The 19,783-nt window shown below is 60.8% G+C and carries 19 protein-coding genes and 1 pseudogene; 3 read left to right on the top strand and 17 right to left on the bottom strand.

The genetic code is table 11. The features are described 5' to 3' along the window. The first annotated feature begins 151 nt into the window (after positions 1–151). Both AC0WRY_RS35470 and AC0WRY_RS35465 read left to right on the top strand, forming a co-directional pair. A complete protein-coding gene (locus AC0WRY_RS35470; RefSeq protein ID WP_128929644.1) occupies positions 152–397 on the top strand; it encodes a type II toxin-antitoxin system VapB family antitoxin in 246 nt (81 codons plus the stop codon). Continuing rightward, positions 397–791, top strand: a pseudogene (locus tag AC0WRY_RS35465) (type II toxin-antitoxin system VapC family toxin). Before AC0WRY_RS35470 ends, AC0WRY_RS35465 begins: the two are co-directional and overlap by 1 nt. 423 nt (positions 792–1,214) lie before the next feature. Here AC0WRY_RS35465 and AC0WRY_RS35460 read toward each other — a convergent pair. From AC0WRY_RS35460 to AC0WRY_RS35430, 7 genes are all read right to left on the bottom strand, one after another. After that, positions 1,215–1,520 (bottom strand): hypothetical protein, encoded by a 306-nt coding sequence (locus tag AC0WRY_RS35460; protein ID WP_164933838.1) that lies wholly within the window; start codon positions 1,518–1,520, stop codon positions 1,215–1,217. 818 nt (positions 1,521–2,338) lie between these two features. Continuing rightward, positions 2,339–3,277, bottom strand: a complete 939-nt coding sequence (locus tag AC0WRY_RS35455; RefSeq protein ID WP_128929645.1) for an ABC transporter substrate-binding protein — start codon at positions 3,275–3,277, stop codon at positions 2,339–2,341. Then, positions 3,274–4,368, bottom strand: a complete 1,095-nt coding sequence (locus AC0WRY_RS35450; protein WP_128929646.1) for an LLM class flavin-dependent oxidoreductase — start codon at positions 4,366–4,368, stop codon at positions 3,274–3,276. The genes AC0WRY_RS35455 and AC0WRY_RS35450 overlap by 4 nt, the downstream gene beginning before the upstream one ends. A gap of 28 nt (positions 4,369–4,396) precedes the next feature. Then, positions 4,397–5,569 carry an acyl-CoA dehydrogenase family protein gene (locus AC0WRY_RS35445; protein ID WP_128929647.1) on the bottom strand — a complete coding sequence of 391 codons (1,173 nt, stop codon included), beginning with the start codon at positions 5,567–5,569 and terminating at the stop codon, positions 4,397–4,399. Further along, positions 5,563–6,345, bottom strand: coding sequence for an ABC transporter ATP-binding protein (locus AC0WRY_RS35440; protein ID WP_128929648.1), 783 nt, complete (start codon positions 6,343–6,345; stop codon positions 5,563–5,565). The genes AC0WRY_RS35445 and AC0WRY_RS35440 overlap by 7 nt, the downstream gene beginning before the upstream one ends. Beyond that, positions 6,339–7,355 carry an ABC transporter permease gene (locus AC0WRY_RS35435; RefSeq protein WP_128929649.1) on the bottom strand — a complete coding sequence of 339 codons (1,017 nt, stop codon included), beginning with the start codon at positions 7,353–7,355 and terminating at the stop codon, positions 6,339–6,341. The genes AC0WRY_RS35440 and AC0WRY_RS35435 overlap by 7 nt, the downstream gene beginning before the upstream one ends. After that, a complete protein-coding gene (locus AC0WRY_RS35430) occupies positions 7,333–8,433 on the bottom strand; it encodes an ABC transporter substrate-binding protein (RefSeq protein ID WP_128929650.1) in 1,101 nt (366 codons plus the stop codon). Before AC0WRY_RS35430 ends, AC0WRY_RS35435 begins: the two co-directional genes overlap by 23 nt. A gap of 477 nt (positions 8,434–8,910) precedes the next feature. Between AC0WRY_RS35430 and AC0WRY_RS35425 the strand changes: the two genes are divergently transcribed. Continuing rightward, positions 8,911–9,891 carry an ABC transporter substrate-binding protein gene (locus AC0WRY_RS35425; RefSeq protein WP_128929651.1) on the top strand — a complete coding sequence of 327 codons (981 nt, stop codon included), beginning with the start codon at positions 8,911–8,913 and terminating at the stop codon, positions 9,889–9,891. A 213-nt stretch (positions 9,892–10,104) separates the two neighbouring features. Here the strand turns inward: AC0WRY_RS35425 and AC0WRY_RS35420 are convergent, their stop codons facing one another. From AC0WRY_RS35420 to AC0WRY_RS35375, 10 genes are all read right to left on the bottom strand, one after another. Then, complete coding sequence (locus tag AC0WRY_RS35420) at positions 10,105–10,395, bottom strand: WGR domain-containing protein (RefSeq protein WP_232995584.1); 291 nt, start codon at positions 10,393–10,395, stop codon at positions 10,105–10,107. Between the two features lie 332 nt (positions 10,396–10,727). After that, positions 10,728–11,045, bottom strand: a complete 318-nt coding sequence (locus tag AC0WRY_RS35415) for a hypothetical protein (RefSeq protein ID WP_128929652.1) — start codon at positions 11,043–11,045, stop codon at positions 10,728–10,730. A gap of 1,306 nt (positions 11,046–12,351) precedes the next feature. After that, the gene (locus AC0WRY_RS35410) at positions 12,352–13,584 is read right to left on the bottom strand and encodes a type II toxin-antitoxin system HipA family toxin (protein ID WP_128929653.1); all 1,233 of its coding nucleotides are present in this window, start codon (positions 13,582–13,584) and stop codon (positions 12,352–12,354) included. Then, positions 13,584–13,964 carry a helix-turn-helix domain-containing protein gene (locus AC0WRY_RS35405; RefSeq protein ID WP_128929654.1) on the bottom strand — a complete coding sequence of 127 codons (381 nt, stop codon included), beginning with the start codon at positions 13,962–13,964 and terminating at the stop codon, positions 13,584–13,586. Before AC0WRY_RS35405 ends, AC0WRY_RS35410 begins: the two co-directional genes overlap by 1 nt. Positions 13,965–14,166: 202 nt before the next feature. Continuing rightward, positions 14,167–14,343 (bottom strand): hypothetical protein, encoded by a 177-nt coding sequence (locus tag AC0WRY_RS35400; RefSeq protein ID WP_232995585.1) that lies wholly within the window; start codon positions 14,341–14,343, stop codon positions 14,167–14,169. 310 nt (positions 14,344–14,653) lie between these two features. Then, a complete protein-coding gene (locus tag AC0WRY_RS35395; protein WP_232995649.1) occupies positions 14,654–15,385 on the bottom strand; it encodes an enoyl-CoA hydratase/isomerase family protein in 732 nt (243 codons plus the stop codon). Between the two features lie 41 nt (positions 15,386–15,426). Beyond that, positions 15,427–16,002 carry a cysteine dioxygenase family protein gene (locus AC0WRY_RS35390; RefSeq protein ID WP_164933837.1) on the bottom strand — a complete coding sequence of 192 codons (576 nt, stop codon included), beginning with the start codon at positions 16,000–16,002 and terminating at the stop codon, positions 15,427–15,429. Between the two features lies 1 nt (position 16,003). Then, positions 16,004–17,194 carry a CaiB/BaiF CoA transferase family protein gene (locus AC0WRY_RS35385; RefSeq protein ID WP_128929657.1) on the bottom strand — a complete coding sequence of 397 codons (1,191 nt, stop codon included), beginning with the start codon at positions 17,192–17,194 and terminating at the stop codon, positions 16,004–16,006. A gap of 73 nt (positions 17,195–17,267) precedes the next feature. Then, entirely contained in the window at positions 17,268–18,674 is a 1,407-nt protein-coding gene (locus tag AC0WRY_RS35380; RefSeq protein WP_128929658.1) for an MmgE/PrpD family protein, read from the bottom strand. A gap of 40 nt (positions 18,675–18,714) precedes the next feature. Beyond that, positions 18,715–19,770, bottom strand: coding sequence for an ABC transporter substrate-binding protein (locus AC0WRY_RS35375; RefSeq protein WP_194408519.1), 1,056 nt, complete (start codon positions 19,768–19,770; stop codon positions 18,715–18,717). Between the last annotated feature and the right edge of the window lie 13 nt (positions 19,771–19,783).

Below are 19,783 nucleotides of genomic sequence, written 5' to 3'. Positions count from 1 at the left end.
TCAGGACTGAAAAGCTAGAGCGACGCGAGGTTAACCATCAGCGCGCCGACTGCCTGCGTCGGGAGCTCGGTGATCAACTTGGAGCCCTAGCCTTCAAAGGGTGTATCCGACGTGCTATATAATGATACACGGCAACGGCTAGAGGATCCGGATGGCTTTCCATATTAAGAATCCTGATACTGACGCGCTGGCCCGCAGGATCGCGGCGCTCAAGAAGATCGGCCTCACCGAGGCCGTGCATACGGCGCTCACCCATGAGCTGGAGCGTGAGCAGGGTAAGCCTACCTTGGTCGACTTGGGCGTACAGTTCTGTCGCGATCTCCGGGCCAGGGGCAATCCGCAAAAAAGTAGGCCGGCAGACAAGGTGTTTCGCGACGGCCTTTACGAAGTTGACTGATGTTTATCGATGCCTCGGCGTTGACCGCGATGTCGATCGATGAAGACGAAGCGCGGGAGCTGTTGACGCGCCTTCAACAAGCGGCCGCGCGTTGACACTCGCCGCTGGCAGTGTGGGAGGCGGTGATCGCCGTAGCCCGAATACTTGGTCTTCCAATCTCGGACGCTAGCGAAGCAGTCGAGAGCTATCTGGCGCTAATGGAAATCAAGATGGTGCAAGTGCCGCCCGAAACGGCCCGGATCGCGCTCGACGCCTTTGACCGTTAAGGCAAGGGCCGACACCCAGCACGGCTGAATTTCGGGACTGTTTTGCTTATGCATGCGCCTGCCATTTAGGAGAGCCTTTGATGTTCAAAGGCACCGATTTTCCGCAGACTAATATTGAAGCTGCATGATGCCGTCCGCGCAGGAGTGCTCACGGCAAGTGTAGGCCAGGACGAGAGCTACAAATCCCGGTCAACGACCGGCCAGTGACTGGAAAGGGCAGGTGGCTTTCCGAAGAACGCGGGCAGTCTCATCTTCTTCCCGAAGAGTGGTGCATTGACTTCCAGAGCGGACGCGCCACCCTAGACTCCGTCGAGACAGAACTGTTGCAGCTCTCCCGAGTTTCCAACTCGTTCACCTCCGCGGTGGCTCATAAATATGCGCAAAACGCCTGTCGGAATACACATTCGACGCAACCATGGATGCCATCATGGAGCTCGACATGCTCACGACGGCGTTTGTCGTAGCCTATGTGCGTCTGCATCAGGGCGGAAACGGCAGCGGATTCGATCGCCATAACCTTCCTTAAACGTTTCACAAAGTTCATGATGAAATCATCGAGATGCGCAACAAGATTCGCGCATAAAGACAGCCACCTTCACGAACTCATGGGGCTCGATTTTTATGGCGAACGCTTCTTTCTTAAATGCGGCGGAGAGGATGAAGGAGGCTGCATCCGACAAGTCCGCATTGCACGATGACGTCGACCGAGGAGAGCAAAGTGAGGAATTCAAGCGCATCACCGGCGCAGCTAGTGAACGATCGGAACGACCATGCTCGGCGCTGCCGCCGAGCATCTGAGGACCGAGGTCAAATTGACCGGCATTTAGGGCAACCGGGTGCAACGCTGCCATGTCCAAGCGGCACGCCGCCTATTCGCTGGATAGTTTCGATTGTCGCACGGTCGAACGACGCCTCCTATGTCGCGACGCCGGCGGTTGTAACCGCGACACGGATTTATCACGGTAAGCGCCTTGAAGGATCAGCTCGGTTTCCCGCGGGCACCCGTGTTGGAGCGCCGATGGCGTGGCGGCCTTCCCCGATCCCGTGTTCCTGCCGACTCCGCGCTCATTTGCGGAGCACACCTACCGACATGCCAACAGGCGGCCATTTCGCAGCGATGGGAGAGCCAAAGCTGATGCTGGCCGACTTGCGAGCTATCAACGGCAGAGTCTTGGGAGAGCGCTGCTAAAGTCGGAACTCTCGCTTTCCGAAGCGCGGCGCATCACGCTTGCGGCCCAGGGCTTCAATATCCCTCGTCGCGGCGGAGCCACCAGAGCGGCGCGGCTACAACGAGCGATCAAGCGGCTCTGCCTGCTTCAAGGGGCCCATTGGTTCAGCGTTGTTTGCTCGTCCACCTGCGGCAGAGACATCGTCGATGTCCTATCTCTTGCGACGCCGCCTTCGACAATTCGCGGACAGCTATAAGCATGACCTCACTGGAAGCCCACCGAAGGCATGCCATTCACCACCAGAGGGCCAACATCGACCTTGGTTGACATGAGAACGATCTCGGCAACTGGGATCTTTCCGTCACCGATGTCGCACAGCGCCAGCGTGCGAGCCACATTTCCGAGACAAATTGCTTGACCTAATGCGCGAGCGCGCTATCCGCGATAGTTGCTTCGTGTCGGCGGCGGCTGCTACGGAGCACCACGCATATTCTCGCAAAGAAGCATCAGAACCCCGCCTTTCCGATCGCATCAGCAAACGAACGATCGACGATCTCCGCCGCAACCAGCTTCTGCTTGATGAGGCCCCAGCGGAAATACAGATCAATCGTGCCCTGCTCGTCCGCAACCACGCCGTCGTCGATCGGCGCGATCCGGATTTTTGCGCGCGAGAGCCAGTTCTGCGGTACTGATGTCGGGATGTTCATCCACTTGCCCCAGGTCGCGGCATAGCTGTCGATATTGTTCAGCGACCACGCGCGCGCCGCGGTGAGGCGACGGATGAAGTCGTTGAGCTCGGTGCGCTTGTCCCTGATGGCATCGGATCGCGCCACCTGGAAGCTGAGGCCCGGCGTCAGGCCTTCCGAGGTGATGATGCGGCGCGATTTGAACAGCACCTCTTCCTGGCTGACGTACGGCTCCCAGGTCGACCAAGCATCGACCGAACCTTGCGTGTAGGCGATTTTGGCATCGGACGGCGCCAGGAATGCGATCTGCACGTCACCGGCACTCCAGCCGTTCTTTTCGAGCGCGGCCAGGATCAGCTGATGCCCGATCGAGCCACGGCCGGTCGCGATCTTTTTACCGCGCAGGTCGGCGAAGGTCTTGATCGCCGAGCTCTCGGGCACGAGGATCGCGAGCCCCTCGCGCGTCTGCCGGATCGCGGCGATCGCCTTGACGGGCGCGCCGGAGGCGGCGGCGAAAGTGAAGGGCGCGTCTCCGACCAGCCCGGTCTCGATCGCGCCGGCGCTGAGCGCTTCCAGCAGCGGCGCCGCGGCCGGAAACTCCTTCCATTCGATCTTGTAGGGAACGTCGTTGAGCAGGCCCGCGGCTTCCATCACCGCCCGCGCATTGCCCTTCTGGTCACCGACGCGCAGCGTCGTCTGCGCGCTGGCGAGACCGGCGCCCGCAAGGGCGAGCGCCAAAGCAGCGATGAGCCGGATCATTCCGCCGCGATGCCCCGTTGCTGGTCGCGTGTCGCGATCAGCTTGCGCGTCAGCGGGATCAGCTCGCGGCCGTAGTCGATGGCATCGGGCAGCGGATCGAAGCCGCGGATCAGGAAATGGCTGACGCCAAGATCATAATAATCGGCGAAGACCTCGGCGACCTGCTCGGGCGTGCCGACCAGCGCGGTGGTGTTGCTGTTGGCGCCGGTGAGCTTTGCGATCTCGGTCCACAGCCGCTTGTCAATGCGCGCGCCCTGGTCAGCCAGCGCCAGGAGCCGCTTGGCGCCGTCGGTGGCGTGGTTTGGCCGGCGATAGCCGGTCTGGTCCTGGAGCGCAGTTGCGCGTTCGAGGATGTGCTCCGCCTTCTGCCAGGCCTTCTCCTCGGTCTCAGCGAGGATCGGCCGCACCGACAGGCTGAAGCGCGGACTCGGCCGCCCGTGTTTCGCAGCCGCTGCGCGCACCCGCGCCGTGACGTCGCGCACCTGCGCATAGGACTCGCCCCAGAGCGCAAACGTGTCGGCATACTTGCCCGAGACCTCGATCGCGGCATCCGAGCCGCCGCCGACGAAGGTGTAGATGCCGCCCTTCTGCAGCGGCTTCACCTGGGAGAAACCGTTCTCGACGGTGTAATATTTGCCGCTGTAGTTGAACGGCTTTTCGCTGGTCCATTCCAGCCTGACCACGTCGAGGAATTCGCTGGTGCGGGCGTAGCGTTCGTCCTTGTCGTCGAAGGTGTTGCCGTCCTGACGCAGCTCGGCGGCATTGCCGCCGGTGATGACGTGCAGCGAGACGCGGCCGCCATAGAGCTGGTCGAGCGTGGCGAGCTGGCGCGCCAGCAACGTCGGCGCGGTGAAGCCCGGCCGCTGCGCAATCATCACCTTGAGCTGTTTGGTGATGGTCAGCACATGCTGGGCAACTTGCAGCGCATCCGGCGTGGTGGAATGAAACGCGAGCAGCGCGCGGTCGAAACCGGCAAGCTCATGTGCTTTTGCCACCGTCTCGATATAAGCGGGATCGAGGATCGGTCCCTGGCGCACGATGGTCTCGGAAGCATTGCTGTTGGCGATAAAGCCGATGAACTCGACCGACATGATAATCTCCCTGTTGTTTTCGGAAAGGCTAGAGGCCCAATGCGGCGCGGCCGAGGCCGGTGCGCGTGGCATCGTCCTGCGGCGTGTGCACGCGCCCGCACAGGACATCGCGATAATGCCGCTCCAGCGGATTGCTGCGGGATAGGCCGTGATTGCCGGTCAGCGACAGCGCGTCCTCGACCGCGGCGACCGCATTGTTGGTGACCGTCAGCTTGATGACGTTGGATTCGCCGTTGGAGAGATCGACGCCGTCGTCGAAGTCGCGGGCGAAGGTGTCGAGCAGCCGAGCATTAACCGCGAGCCTGGCCTCGATCGCACCGAGGATTTCCTGCGCGCGCGGCAGCGTGGCAAGCGGCGCGCCGAGGCTGGCGGGCACGCGCTGCTTCAGGAACTGGACGAACCAGTCGCGCGCCGCACGGGCAATACCATCATAGATCGCGGCGACGAAGACGGTGTGGACGGTCGCCTGCGCGACGTCGGGGGCGCGCCAGTCGGCGGGCTTGCGGACATCGACCTCGGCGTCGAGCGGGATCACGACGTCGTCGAAAATGACGTCATGGCTGCCGCTGGCGCGCAGGCCGTGATGGTCCCAGGTCTCGACGATCCGCGTTCCCGGCAGGCCTGCCGGCACCAGGAACTGGCCCACCCGCGGCTCGGCTTCGTCGGTCCGCGCCCATACCAGATACCATTTCAGGATCGGCGCGCCGGTCGAGTAGATCTTGTGGCCAGAGAGCCGCCAGCCGGTCTCGGTGCGGCGGGCCACTGTCGCCGGCAGGCCGCCCCGCGCGGGCGAGCCGAGTTCGGGCTCGACCCGGAGCGCATTGATGAGCGCGAGGCCCTCGACGCTTTCGCGCGCAAGCTTGCGCGACAGCCGCGCCGGCCAGGTCGGGCTGCGCGCCATCACCAAATGATTGATGTAGTGCATCGACAGCACCAGCGCGGTCGACGGATCGGCCTTGCCGATGATGCCGAGCACACGCGCGGCATATCGTGCGCCCGCGCCGGCCCCGCCGAGAGCCGCCGACACCGTCAGTGACAGCAGGCCGGCTTCGGAGAGCTCGCGAAAGTTCTGGAAGGGAAAGCTGGCGGCGCGGTCGTGCTCGGCTGCGCGCACGGCAAAGCCCGGCGCAAGCGCCTCGGCGCGCGCGATATAGTCGGGTTCGCCATGCGCCACCCGTCCCTGAGCGATAGAAGTCACCATGTTGCATCCAATCCCAGCAGGCCAAGAATCTGGCGGCGCAGGTCCGCAAGATATGGATCGCCGCGATGGCGCGGATAGGGACGGTCGACGCGGATGTCGGCCTTCACGCGCGCCGGACGCTCGCTGAAGACGATGACGCGGTTGGCGAGCACCAGCGCCTCCTCGGCATCATGCGTGACGAGGAGCGTGGTAAAGCCCTTGCGCTGCCACAACGAGACCAGCTCGGCCTGCATGGTGATGCGGGTCAGCGAGTCGAGCTTGCCGAGCGGCTCATCCAAAATCAGGATCTTGGGATCGTTCACCAGCGCCCGCGCCAGCGCCACGCGCTGCGCCATGCCGCCGGAGAGCTGGTGCGGATAGGCATTGCGGAACGACGACAGTCCGACGAGATCGAGCGCATCATCGACACGCTGCCGCTGGCTCTTCAGAATGCCCTGGGCTTCGAGGCCCAGGGCGACGTTGTCCCAGACCGACCGCCAGGGAAACAGGGTCGGATCCTGGAACACGACGACGCGTGACGGATGCGGCCTGACGATGCGGACTTCGTCCTCGCGCAGACTTCCCGCCTTGGGCTTGTCGAGCCCTGCCACCAGCCGCAGCAAGGTCGACTTGCCGCAGCCGGAAGGCCCCAGCAGCGCGACGAACTCGCCGGGCTCGACGGCGATGCTGACATCGCTCAGCACCGGCAGCGCGGCGCCGTCGATGTCGAAGGCATGGCCGACCTGCTCGATGTCGAGCGCGGCACCGGCGGCCGGATGCACGATTGCCTCTACCATTTCACGGTCCCCTTCTGCCAGACCAGCAGACGGTCGCGGATCGCAAACAGCAGCGTGATCGCGCCGGAGCAGAGCAGCGACATCACGATCAGCGCCGCATACATGTTGGCATAGGCAGCCCAGCCCTGCGCCCATTGCAGGTACCAGCCGAGACCGGCCTTTACGCCGATCATCTCGGCGACGACGAGCACGGCAAAGGAGGCGCCGAGCCCCATGAACAGCCCAACGAAGACGTGCGGCAGCGCGGCAGGGATCGCGACCTTCAGCACCAGGAAGGACGGTTTTTCCCCGAGCGTCCGCGCGACATCGTAATAAGCACTGCTGACACTCGCGACGCCCGACCATGTCAGCACCGTGACGGGAAAACCGGTCGCGAGCGCGATCAGAAAGGTCGACGCGCTCCAGCTCGAGGGGAAGGTGAAGAACGCGATCGGCAGCCAGGCGGTTGCCGGCAGCGGCCCGATGAAGCGCAGCACCGGGTGCACCCAATAGCCGACCGCGCGCGACCAGCCGATCGACACCCCCGTCAGGAAGCCGACCGCAGCGCCAATGATGTAGCCGCCGAGCTGCAGCTTGACCGAGGCGAACAGGCTGTCGAGCAGCTTCGGCAGATCGTCGGTATAGACCTCGATGATCGCCTGCGGCGGCGGGAAGAACGGCAGCGGCAGCCAGGCAAACTTGGCGGTCGCGACCTCCCACAGCGTCAGGAACGCGCCGAGCGCGATGAGCCAGGGCGCGCGCTGGCGCAGCGCCCTGCCCGCCGTGCCCAGATAGTCGGCGCCGACGGTCCCGAACAACACGACCGCGGCAATGACGAGCGCCGCGATGCCGAGCGAATGGGTGCGCGACCAGTCGCCGACATCCTCCCACCACAGGCAGGAGAGGCCGAAGGCAATCCACGCGATGCTGGCGAAAACCCCGGCGCCGGACTCGCGCACCCAGCTGGCAAACGCCGTCGTGGTCCGCGGCGCGCCGGAGGCGAGCCCGTCAGACAGAGAATACGTCGACATAGATGCGCTCCGCGAATTTGGTCGTATCGGTGCTCTGCTTGAAGACCTGCACGCTCTTGAGATCGTCGGCGTAAGCCTTCAGTTCGCGCTTGAGCACCTCACCGGTCGGATGATGATGGTGGGTGTGGTAGCGCACCATGCCCTCGATATCGGCGAGCGTTGCGGCCTTCGGTGCGTAGGGCTGGAATGACTTTGCCGCGACGGCCGGATTCTGCGAGGTGAACATGGCGGCGTCGAGCAGCGCCTGAGTGATCGCACGCGCGACCTGGGGTTCTTCGCGAACCAGCGAGCCGCGCAGGCCGACGATGCAGCAGCTCTTGTCGCGATAGTCGCCATCGAGGTTGGAGGCGACCTCCCTGTACTGGGTGTCCTTGAGCCAGAGATAGGCAAGCGGGTCGGACGACAGGAAAGCCTGCACCTCGCCCTTCTGGACCGCAACATCGAGCAGATTGCCGGGATAGGCGCGCCAGTCGACGTCCTTGTTAGGATCAATGCCGAGTTTTGCCAACTGGATCGAGAAGAAGTTCTTGTCGGGACCAGCGAGATCGCCGACCGCACCGATCTTGCCCTTGAGATCGGCAAGCTTGTTCACGCCGGAATCGGCGCGGCTCAGCACGCGCATGCAGCCGCCATGGGTGCCGGCGGCGATCTTGACGTCAAAGCCCTGCTCGAGCGGTTTCAGCCAGCGCAGCGCCATGCCGAGACCGGCATCGCTCTTTCCGGTCGCGATGGCCTCGAGCAACTGGTCGGTCGAACCGGAATAGTTGACGAGCTCGACATCGAGATTCTGCTTCTGGAAGAAGCCGTGCTCGATCGCAACAGGCAGCGGCGCAAGGCACACCGCGCCGGCATTCCACGAGAGCTTTAGCTTGCGCGGGGCTCCCGTGAGCACAGGACCGTCCGCGGCCGTGCGGCATAGCGGGAATTCCGAGAAGTCTATGCCAGGCGCGGGCGCCTGCGGCACAAACGCCTGTGCGCCCAGGGCGCCGAACGGGGCCGCAAAGGCCGCCGCCAGTCCCGCCTGAAGCAAATGACGCCGGTCGAGGCTCGATCCGTTGCGCTTAATGTCGTTTCCCATCAGCCCCACTCCTGAGTTGGCACGCTCCGCCATCGGCACAACTGTTCGCGTTGCGGATGTTCCTGAGGGAGCTGCGTAGAGAGAATATTTTTCGCGGGTCGCTTCCTGCGTCCACGTTGATGCGATGTGCAAATCATGCGGCGCGGGTACCGCATCGTCAATGAAATGGAATTTCGAATCTGGCGCGATGCGAAGTCATTCTCTCCATCGGCACACGCAACAACGATGAAACGATTTTCGCTGACGCATCGGCTCCCAGGCAGCTTCACGACTCTGCGAGAGGATCACTGTCACCCAGTCTGAGGCATGCGCACGCCGCTTTTCTGAAAAGCACACATTCATTGAAATGTCCTTGCTCATCGCGCGCGCAATACGGTTGGCCATTTCATTGACTGCGTATCACGCGGTCATAGACTTGATCGTCTCGCCGCATCACGCGCCCACGTGTCGTAACAGGCAAGCAACAAGACAGATCACATGAGCATCAACTCTTCGGACCATTCGATCACGCACCGCCTGGCGGCCTCTCTGTTCGCCGCGGTCGTCACCTTGTCGACGGCAGCCGCGTCGTTCGCGGCCGATACAGTCGTGCTGCGCGTCGGCGACCAGAAAGGCGGTAAACGCTCGCTACTCGAGATCTCGGGTTATGCGAAGGACCTGCCTTACAAGATCGAATGGTCGGAATTCCCGGCGGCAGCTCCCATTCTGGAAGCGCTCAACGCCGGCGCGCTCGACGTCGGCTACACGGGCGATCTGTCTTTCCTCTCCGTCTATGCAGCGGGCGCGCCGATCAAGGCGATCGGCGGCACGCGGTCGGATGCCAAGACGCAGGCGATCCTGGTTCGTCAGGATTCACCGATCAAGTCGGCCGCCGACCTCAAGGGCAAGCGCCTCGCTGGTACGCGCGGCGGCTGGGGCCAGTTCCTGATCGATGCAACCCTGGAGAAGGCGCAGATCAAGCTGGACGAGGCGACCTTCGCGCCTCTCGGCCCTGTCGATGCCAAGGTGGCACTGGTGGCGGGGTCAGTCGACGCCTGGGCGGTGTGGGAGCCCTATGTCTCATTCGCGACGTTGAAGGACAAGGCGCGCGTCATCGCCGACGGCGACGGCCTGACGCCGACCATCACCTTCATCGTCGCCTCCGACAATGCCATCGCCACCAAGCGCGCCGCGGTTCAGGACCTCGTGCAACGGCTGAACAAGGCACGGCTGTGGTCGCTGGACCATATTGCGGAATACGCCAGGAGCACGGCCGAGCTGACCAAGCTGCCGGAGGACGTGCTGATCTCGGCCTACACCGCGCAGCGCACCAGCCCGATTGTGATCGACGAGGGCGTGGTGAAAGAGGTGCAGGAAGCCTCCGACCGCTCGACCCGCTACGGCATCCTGCCGAAGACGCTCGACGTCAGCAAAGCCGTCGACCGCAGCTTCACGGCTGCTGCGGCGGGATCGAATTAGGTTGGCTCAGGTGGCGGCCGTCCGGACGAACATCACCACCGATTCGCTTGAACGCGGGCGCAAAGACGCAGTGTTCGAGCTATCGGGACCTTGAGAAGGGCTCCAACTTCATCTCGATGTTCCGACTTCAAACCAGGATAAGGTAGCTTGACGTAGAGAGCGGAAAGCCTTCCTGATGAGCCTCGATCACGGCGAAGGTACGCTATTGTTGTACTATGGAATACTGCAATTCTCGGAATAGATTCGAAATACCTTCGGATTACTTTGACATACTTTAATTGGAGATTTTCTCCAGATCAGACCGCTTGCCGCACGTCGCAGCCGGCTCCAAGCGAAAGTGCCGCTGTACGTAACCACGACGGGTCTTGCGCTTGAACCAGGACTCAAGCGCCTCTGCACGTGCCCATCGAACAGATCGAGCCGCCGTTGGCCGTGCCCACCGAGGCGGCCCCATTCGCGCACCAATGCTGTATCGCCAAACAGCGTCGGCTCGATCGTCAGCACGTAGAACTTTGCGGGCTTATTGCACGGTGAGTTCGGACATGCGCCAGAATCGCAATTCCCGAATCAACCGTCCAATTAAATAAGTGAATCGACCAGGGCCGACGATTCAGAAATTTCATAACGGCATTTGTGGCAATCGCTGCTGAGCTCGCGATAGGTGACCGAGGCGAAGCCCGCAAGCTCCGGGCCTGTCGGACTTCAACGAAAACGGCGAACGCACCGCGAAACAGCGCCGCGGGTACGACAGGCACGATTTTCTGAACTGCCCCGGGCAAGCGCTGGATCAAGATCATGGCGCCCCTACTCTTCATCTACATCACTGAATATCTCGATCAACGCTCCGGAGATCTTCGGCGAAGATTTGAAAGTTTCGCTTCGCCGCGGGGAGGCCGCTGGTCCTCATCCTCGTAGATCATCTCGTCCATCCGGCGCAAAGCCGTTGACAACGCCGCTTGCAACGCGTCATCGTCCCAAAAATACTTTGCGGCGGCCTCGAGAGAATCGCGAAAGTCACGATACATTCCTGCCTGATCGCTCGAGCTGTAACTTCTTCGCGTGCGACCGACCGACGCACCAAGGTCGGCAAGCCATTCCCATTTCACGTCGGCGCAGAGCCGTTCGAATTCGTCAGAAGGCAACAGTGATCGCACACGTCCATCCTGGAAAATCGACTCGTCGAAGCATTCCAGCGTATTCCCGTATCTCCCTCATCAGGTTTCAATGTCCTCTTCGGACAAAGGACGAACTGTTTGAATCGGGCAAGCAAGCGGATGTTATTGCCGTCAGCCATCGGAATATGCAGGGGAACTACCAAATCTCTGGGCGCGCCTCGACGAAAGTGCGCAGAAATCTTCATCACAGCGCTCGGCTAGGAAGTAATGAAGGACGCTATTGATCGGCACGTCCAATAGTACCTTCTGCGCTCTATGGCGTTCTGACGCATCGACATCGCTGCGACGTCCGCAAAACACGTACGCCAGCAGTCGCTCGGATTTGGCTCCGGGCAGGTATATCTCGACGAGGTCGGGGCCTCCCGCGACGAATAGGCATCCGCGATCGTCGGATGACGAAAGGTCCACCTGTCGCCTTCCTCGTGCTCGGCTATAGCAAGGTCATCCAGCGCGCCAAGAGACGATATCGCCGCGATCATCGATTTGCCGGAAGCCGGATCCCGCGAAGCAAGACGAACCGGTGATCCAGCAGCGCTTCCACGCTCCGTCTATGCGCGTCCGTGGTCGCGAAGCAGCGCAGATTTGTCGCCCATCGCGCCGAGTAGATGTCATGCCTGAAGATAGGCTCCGCCGTCGATGAATTGTCGGAGATGCGTGAGGTTGTAGATTCGCGGAATTAGCATCCTCGGGGACGGGCGGCTCCGAAGCTGGGCCGCGACCCAGTCGCCTCCAAACACGCGACAACGCTGCACACCGGCCTTTTCGAAAGCCTGCAGATGCTTGCCTCGGCAGCTCCCGAAACCCCGGCGTTCGTAATGAAGATGTAATCGCCTGCGCGCCCCCTGGGCAGCGAGCTCCTTGGCATTGCCCGGCTGTCGCGCGCCATGGAAAACTGCCCCCTCAGTTCCGGATGGCGTTTGACACCCGGCTTCTTGGTGAGGTGCGACAGAGATAGACGGGCGGCGGCATTTCCGAAATGCTTGATCTGGATCGTGCACTTTCCGGCGCGGGGCGGCCTCGCCTCCTTCCCAAGCGCCGGGAAATGCTCGTCCGACCGCCATCGTGGGAGGCCAAAAAGTTCTGTATCGGGGACTTCAAATCTTCCGCCACGATGGCGAGGCACAAATCTTGGAATGCCTCCCGTCCGATACGAGGCAAATCGTCGATCGTACCTAAGTGGATAGGGCAGAGGGAACCCGGCCGCGCCTTCGCAAGTCTCTGGCGCATCACTACGTAGTAGTCAAATATGATATATTGAAGCAGATAACATTTCATATATGATGAATTATAGACCAAGCGCTGTGTCGCTCTGATCATGGACGAAGGCGGCTTCGTAGTCGCGCGATTGGGCACGGCCGACCCCTGCCCGTCGGAAAGTTTCCCGCCATCCATCGGACACGCGTTGAGCTGTATCTCGGATGATCTTTCGCGCGTTGGCGTCGGTGATTTCGAAAAACTCGCAGGCCTCGAGGGCGAGCTTGATTGATCGGTCGTGCGTGCCACCTTCCATGATCGCCGTCTCGAGATGCGGGTTGCGATCGGGCGCCGGGTTCACATCGAACATCGGCGACAGACGCCACCGTCCCGAACCGACGTACAGGAAGCCATGGTTCTTCAGATGATCATCCTTGTTCGAAACAAGGATAGTGAAGACCATCCGCCGATAGAGCTCCTCAAAATCGACTTGCGGATCCGGAGCTGACGTCCGCATGAAATCGACAATCTCCGTGTACGAACCGAGCTCTAAGCCTGTCTTCCCGAGCGCCGTTCGGGCGGAGATGTAGGGAATGCGGGCGCGGCCGCGTCGATCGAAACGCTGGACCAGCGCGACCGGAAATTTCGTGTCAGCGAGTTCCAGTCTGACCTCTGGAATGCGGATGCCGCACATCCTGGCAAGGTTCAGCGTCGCGACCTCGACCTGTTCGATCGGGTGCTGATCGTGGACGGAAGTGAACTTGGCAAGCCAGAGAACGTCGCCGTCACGAACGTTGGCTTTGGGCCGAGCCCCGCCCGAGCCGCCGGCTCCGGCAAGAGCTTGCATGTCCGCAGGGGAAATCTCCTTGCCTTGTTCGTAGGCGCGGGCAATCGCCGTGATCGCCTCTAGATCAAGAAGACGCGGTACCGCTTCGTTGGCCTTACCGGTAATGATCTTCCCATGTTCATCGATGAAACGCAGAGCACCTTGCCGGCATGTATCGTCGGACAGTGTGAGATATTCGAATTCAGAGAGGCCATTGCCATAGGCACGTTCAAGCAGTCTGCGCCCCCAGCTGTCGGGCGCAGCATCGGAGAAGACGCCAGCAAGCGCCTCGCGCGAATTGCCAGACTGCGCCGACGCATGAAACGGCCCGCCCTCAAAGGGCATGTTCGGCTGCAATGCGAAAGCACGCGGATCCTTCGCCCAGGCCGGGTCATAGGTGAAGATCGAAAATTGACGAGGCCCGGTCTGCGTGAAGCGTAGTTCACCGACTCGCGTTAAGCCTTCGCCAAGGGCTACTTGGGCGTAGTATTCAGTCATCAGAAGGCCACGCCGTTCGGATCAACATCGTCCGGTTCGTTTTTCCCGTCCTTGTCGCCCTGCCTCTCCTGCTTGCGCAGCCTTGCAGCGTACGATCGACCGCGCTGCGGCAACCGCTCCGACGTCAACGCCAAACCCAGATCGTCTTTCCGTATATCGACGAGATCGGCGAGATTCTCGATAAGCCCGAGAGAGACGAGCACGTCCGCGAGCGTGCCTACGGCGACTCCCGGATCGCCTTTTTCCAGGCGTGCGATGGTGCTAGGCGACGTACCCGCGCGCGCAGCCAAGTCGGCCACAGCCACACGACGGCGCAGGCGAGCCGATCGAAGGTCGTGACCAAGACGTTCAAGCGCGGCATTGGATTTGGGCGAACTCATAATATCACCATATGTGGCGACTAACACTTGTTTATATGCCATATATGACGAATTGGTTTACTTGACAACAGCCTGAGCAGCTCCATTTGGGTCCGGAAGCCGGACATTTCTTCGACGCTCGACGAGACATCGCGCAGCTCTAGCTCGGCCCTGATCACCGGCGTGACCTCGATCCTGACCTGCGCGGCGCCTCTCTGGACGGTCAGCTTGATGACAATCTTTCACCGGCGCTGACGACTTCCGTCACCCGTGCTGCCGGCAATCCTTTCCTGATGGCCGCCGCCATGCGCTCCATCGCCGCATCGATCGGGGCCAGAGATTTGGGGCGCGGAACCACCGGCAGATAGGTGTGGTCGATATCCACCGACAGGCGCGGCATGTCGCGGTGGAAAGGATTGATGGCGGCGCCGTCCTCGAGCGCAAAAGTAGGCTCCGCCGCGACGAATATTTGCTAAATGTAAGCTACTCAAAGACGCCTGGGTCCGTCGACGATCTTGTGTGTGATGAGACCAAACAAGCGGAGTAGGCCGGCAAGCAATATCTCGTCAGATTGTCAGACGTCGCAGCTACCATCTCAAAAGAAGCGATGGTGACCGACCGGACGAAACGTTTCGAAGGTCAAATTGTGGCCGGCCCGAGGTAACATCGTTCACGCTGATTGTTCGGCGAGGTTAGATCACGATCCTATATCAAGGTGACGTGACGGGCCAGATCGATTGGCTTGCCGTTCGGTATGATGCTATTCTTTCCTTTAGGCCGACCTGCGAAGCGGACGCGATGAGCCTCAGCATGTCGAAGCCGTCACCCGTTTCTCCGCGAACGCTGCGAGCACTCGCTGCAGCCATCCAAATCGATTGATGCGTCGAACTATCTAGCCGACAGGCGCGAGCGGTCTCGCTAGACACTGCCCTTTCGATGTCTTCGTAGCCAATTTGTTTCATAGCCAAGCCGGATTCCAGCGCGGATTGCGCATCGACCGTCGCCCCTCCCATGATCCATTCCGCGGCCGTCGCGGCGCCGACGATCTCGGCGAGCCTTGAGGTACCCAAGACAAGGCCGAAATTCGCTCCCGGAAAGACGAACGACGACCCCGGTAGGATCCAACGGATGGCACAGGCGCAGAACAGGTCGGCCCCGGCTCCGATCGCTCGCCCTCGGGCTATTGCCAACGTCGGGAAAGGTGCATTCTTGATCGCCTGGAGACAATATTCGATACGGACGAATCTTGCCAATAGCGTATCGTCTGTTTCCTCCTGGAGTCGCGACAGATCAAAGCCAGTGCAGAAGTTGCGCCCACTCGACTCGACGATCATAAGCCTGGCGCACGATCTTCGTGCCTCCTCTACCTCGCGCGTGAGGGCCGCGATCAAACCTGGGTTCAAGGCGTTGCCTACTTCCGGTCGGTTCAGGCGCAATCGCACGACACCGTCGGCGCGACCGACGAAAAGGTCTTCCGTCCCACTCACTGCGCTGGCGCCCAGAGGTTGGGAGTGAGAGCATTGGAATAACCCGAGACAAACTCTTGGGTCTCACCGAGATCTTTGAAGACATGACGTCGGATTCTCCCGATATTCCCACCGTAGCAGTGGATACTAATGGACACGCGGTCATCGAACGCATTTCGCACTTGATGAATGTCGCCAACCGCTTCCGACACGATTTCCACGTCGCCTGGCTCCAGTCGCTCGGAACCACCGATCGGGTCCATCCCATAGGCCGTCCGGCCGTACCTCTGGTTGATCTCGGATCCTCGCAACATGCCGATGACACCCCACACGGAATGGTCATGGACCGGCGTCTGCTGGCCCGGTCCCCAAACGAAGCTCACGACCGAAAAGCGATCAAGAGGGTCTCCATATAGCAGATGTTGCTGATAGAATTTGGGATCGGACAGCGCCATCGTCTCAGGCAACCAGTCATCCGTTGACACAAGCTCGCTCATCGCCTTCCTGACGCGCGAAACGACTATGACTTCGTCCTGAACGTTTTCGACACAGCGTGTCACCTCGGCCACAAATGCAAGCAGCTTTTGGCTCACCTCAGTCCTCCGACCTTGTTGAAACTCGGTTGAGGTCCGGCTGCCTGCGGCTGTAGGCGTCACGGAACTCCTTTGTATGTTCACCCAGCAGGGGCGGTCGGCTCCGGATTTCAAAGCTTTCGCCGCCGAACTTCAGGGGCGATGCGAAAGTCTGCGTCGTTCGTCCACCCGGCAACTGGAGTTCTTTGATCCATCCCATGTGGCGCGTCTGAGGATCTCCAAGGGCCGCGTCGTAGCTATTAATCCTTGCATGAGGCACACGAGCCTTCGCGAAGGCTCCGATCCAGTAATCGACCGGCTGGGTTTCGAATACGGCCTCCAGCAGCTCCTTGAGGGAGTGCTGGTTCGAAGCCCTGTCAGCGGTGGTAAGGAAACGCCCATCGGTGACGAGATAGTCGCGTCCGACGACACGACAGACCTCGCGCCACAGTCCGTCGTTGCCAGCCGCAATCGCGAAGAAGCCGTCCGCCGCTCGATAAGCCTGGTAGGGCGCATTACGCGGGTGGGCGGATCCCAATCTGCGGGGGAGCAGACCAGTCCCGAAAAATTCACTTGTCTGTAACGCGGCTATACCCAACGTGCAGCCAAACATCGGAACGTCTATGTGAGCGCCGTTGCCCCCCGCCCGAACCCGCACCAGAGCGGAGGTCACGGCAAAAGCGGCGTATAGACCCGACGCAAAATCCGAGATCGGAACTCCGCATTTGACCGGCGCTCCATCGCTTTCGCCCGTTACGCTCATCACGCCAGCAGCGGCCTGAATGGTGAGATCAAACCCACCTTCGTCGGCTCGAGGTCCGGTTTGACCATATGCGGATATCGAGCAGTAGATAAGATCCGGCCTCTCCGCGGCGAATTGCGGATAACCGAGCCCCAAGCGCTCCATCACGCCGGGACGATTGTTCTCGATCAGCACGTCGGCATCGAGCACAAGCCGCCGCGCAATGTCATTGTCCTCATCATTCTTGAGATCCAGGACGATCGATTTCTTGTTGCGATTGAGTGAGGCAAAGTTCTCGCTAAATCCTTCTGTCAACGGCGGCCATTGGCGTAAGCCATCTCCATTTGGCGGTTCGACCTTGATGACGCTCGCTCCCATATCCGAGAGCAGCATGGACGCGAAAGGCCCCGCTGCCGTCGAGCAGAATTCGACTACGCTAACCTGATCCAGGGGAAGTGGCTTCGACGACATATTTTTTTCCGGTCGCAGTCGTTCTGCGCTGAATGGATCACGTGAGGCCGGATGCGTGGTCTTCCGGCCGCACTCACGCGAAGCTCGAAGTGCGGAAAGCGTGGTTTGCCTTTGCTCCGAATCGCAGCAAACCGGTGAACCGGGACAGATGCCCTTCGCTCTCGATATTGTTGATGGCCTCGAAGAGCCTATCGGAGGATACCTTGTCCAATCTAGATTTGCAGCAATCGTCGAATTTTGCTTTGCGGTCGTCGAGGCTAAACGGGTATTTGAGGGTACCGACCGGAAGATCCCGCGACCGTTCCAGCGACCGGCCATTCTTCAACTTGACGGTAATGACATGAGGACGCATTAGGTCGACGTTCTTCTGCTCCTCCGCAGGATCGTAGCAACTGACGGTTGTCAGTCCGAAAAGTCGACGGTATTTTTCCTGCTTGACGGATTGCGGCGTGAAGTGACTGAGCTTCGGAGCACCGTCGACAAGAGCCACGGCCATGCAATATTGCATAGAGAATCTAGCCTCCATTTCGGAGACTGGATTTGTGTACATCAGATTTCGCGAGTTACCGTATCCAATTAGCGTGTTGATGCTTTCGACCTCGTCGGCCTCGAACTTCTCTTGCGCCCTTAGCTCGAAGAACGCGTCTAGAACCCGGTGCGTCGAGGCGCAACACGGATAGCGTTTGAACATGAGACCGCGAGACTCCGCCGTCATCGGCGCGCCCAGTTTCTCGATGTTTTTTCCCCAGCCAGCCGGTCCTTTGCCGCCGAACAATTCGAGAAAGCCCATCCCTCCTTCAAGCGCATTCAGCCGTCCCTCGACGCCGGCCGCGGCCAATTGGGCCGCCTCGATGGCGTGCTGAGCGGCAAGCCCGGCGTGCAGAGGCTTTGCCATGCTGCCAAACTGGACCTTGCACCCAGACGCCATACTCGTCCCGAGGCTGAGCGCATGCGCGAAGCGCCTGGCATCCAGCTTGAGAAGCCGCGCGCAGGCGCCGGCGGCTCCGATGCACCCGATCGTCGAAGTGGAGTGCCAACCAAAATCGTAGTGGCTACGCATCACACCGCTGCCGACCGCGAATTGGAGCTCTAGACCGACCAAATAGGCATCGATTAATTCGGCGCCCGAGGATCCCGCTTGCTCGCCAAGCGCCATGAGGGCCGAGACGAGAACCGAACTGGCGTGATTGACGCCCGGAAGGAACGTATCGTCATAGTCCAATGCATGGCCGGCCGTTCCATTTGCGAGCGCCGCCAGCTGCGGCAACACGGCCTTCTCCTCTCCGACGACCGTGCCAGGACCGGCACTATCGGAGGCGTACACCATCTTGCGGACGTTAGAGGCGCCGAGATCGTTGGATCCCGCTATGATGCAGGCAATTACGTCTTCAACAGCGTGCCGAGCGACGTCTCGCGCTGCCCTTGAATGTTCGAAGGGCGCTTCGGACCCCCACTTTGCAAGATGCTCGATGACCGTCATTGAATATTCTCCTCTCTCGGTGTCCAGTTGTCGATTTCCTCTATTGCGGTTTCCAAGCGCGGGCCTGCGCCCGGAGCTCAGCGGGATCGAAACCGCCACAATCGTTCTTGAACCGTTGGTCCGCGTACTTTGATATTTCCATCCGCTCCGGAAGGATTCCGTTCTCGTACAGCTTGTCGACGGTGTGCTGAACGGTCGGCAGTTCCTGGTAGCCGATGATGCCACCGGCTCCTCTGTGGTTCACGACGTCGAGCTTGGCTCTCAGGATGACCTCGCCTTCCCGGACCGCTTCATCAAGTGGTTTGTTCGATGGGAGCTGGCCAGGATAGACCTTAAAGTGATTGCGCACGGTCCCTTCGATGTTTCCTTCGGCGAAGAAGAACGATTCGTAGAGCGCACGGCACAGGCCTGCGACCACCTTCGGATGCTTTTCGATTTCACTGCGGGTGACAACCATACCGACCATACCAACGAGATCGTTCAGCGGGGACGGCACGTCTCTCATCTTCACGCCGAGGAGATTTCCGATCACCGCGTTCGGGCTATCGAACCCCGCGAAAGCCTGGATCTTGCCGCTTTTCAAAGCGTCCGCCGCTGGTGCTCCGAGACCGACCGGCAGGAAGGTCACGTCCTTGTCGGGATCGAGGCCGGCTTCCTTGAGGATAGCCTTGCCATACGGATAGGCCGCCGTGCCAAAACTACCGACTCCAATAACTTTACCTTTCAGGTCTAAGGGACCCTTCACCGGACTATCGGGGGGCACAATCACCCGGAGAGAATTGCCGGGGTCGAACGAGACGATAACAAGGTTCGGGTCTTGACGGGCGAGCGGCAAGAAGGACGCTAACGCCACCAAAGTATAGAATGCATTGCCGTTGCTTACGGCCTGCACCGCAGCCGTCGCGCCAGCGGTAGGTTGAAACTTGACCGTCACCCCCGCGTACTTCTCCGGCAACTTCAAGGTGGGCTGGAGCGATGAGTAAGGCGCGGACCCGATGCTCAATGCTGTATCCGAGGATGCGAAGGTCACTTCCTTCAGACTCTCGGCTTGCGTCGCACCACAGACGAAGACGGACAGATTGGCTGCAACCGCCAAACAACCTACTAAA

The sequence above is a fragment of the Bradyrhizobium sp. T-12 genome, from assembly GCF_058314695.1.
The sequence above is the reverse complement of the archived record's forward strand: the minus strand, read 5'-3'. Positions and strand labels throughout refer to the sequence as shown.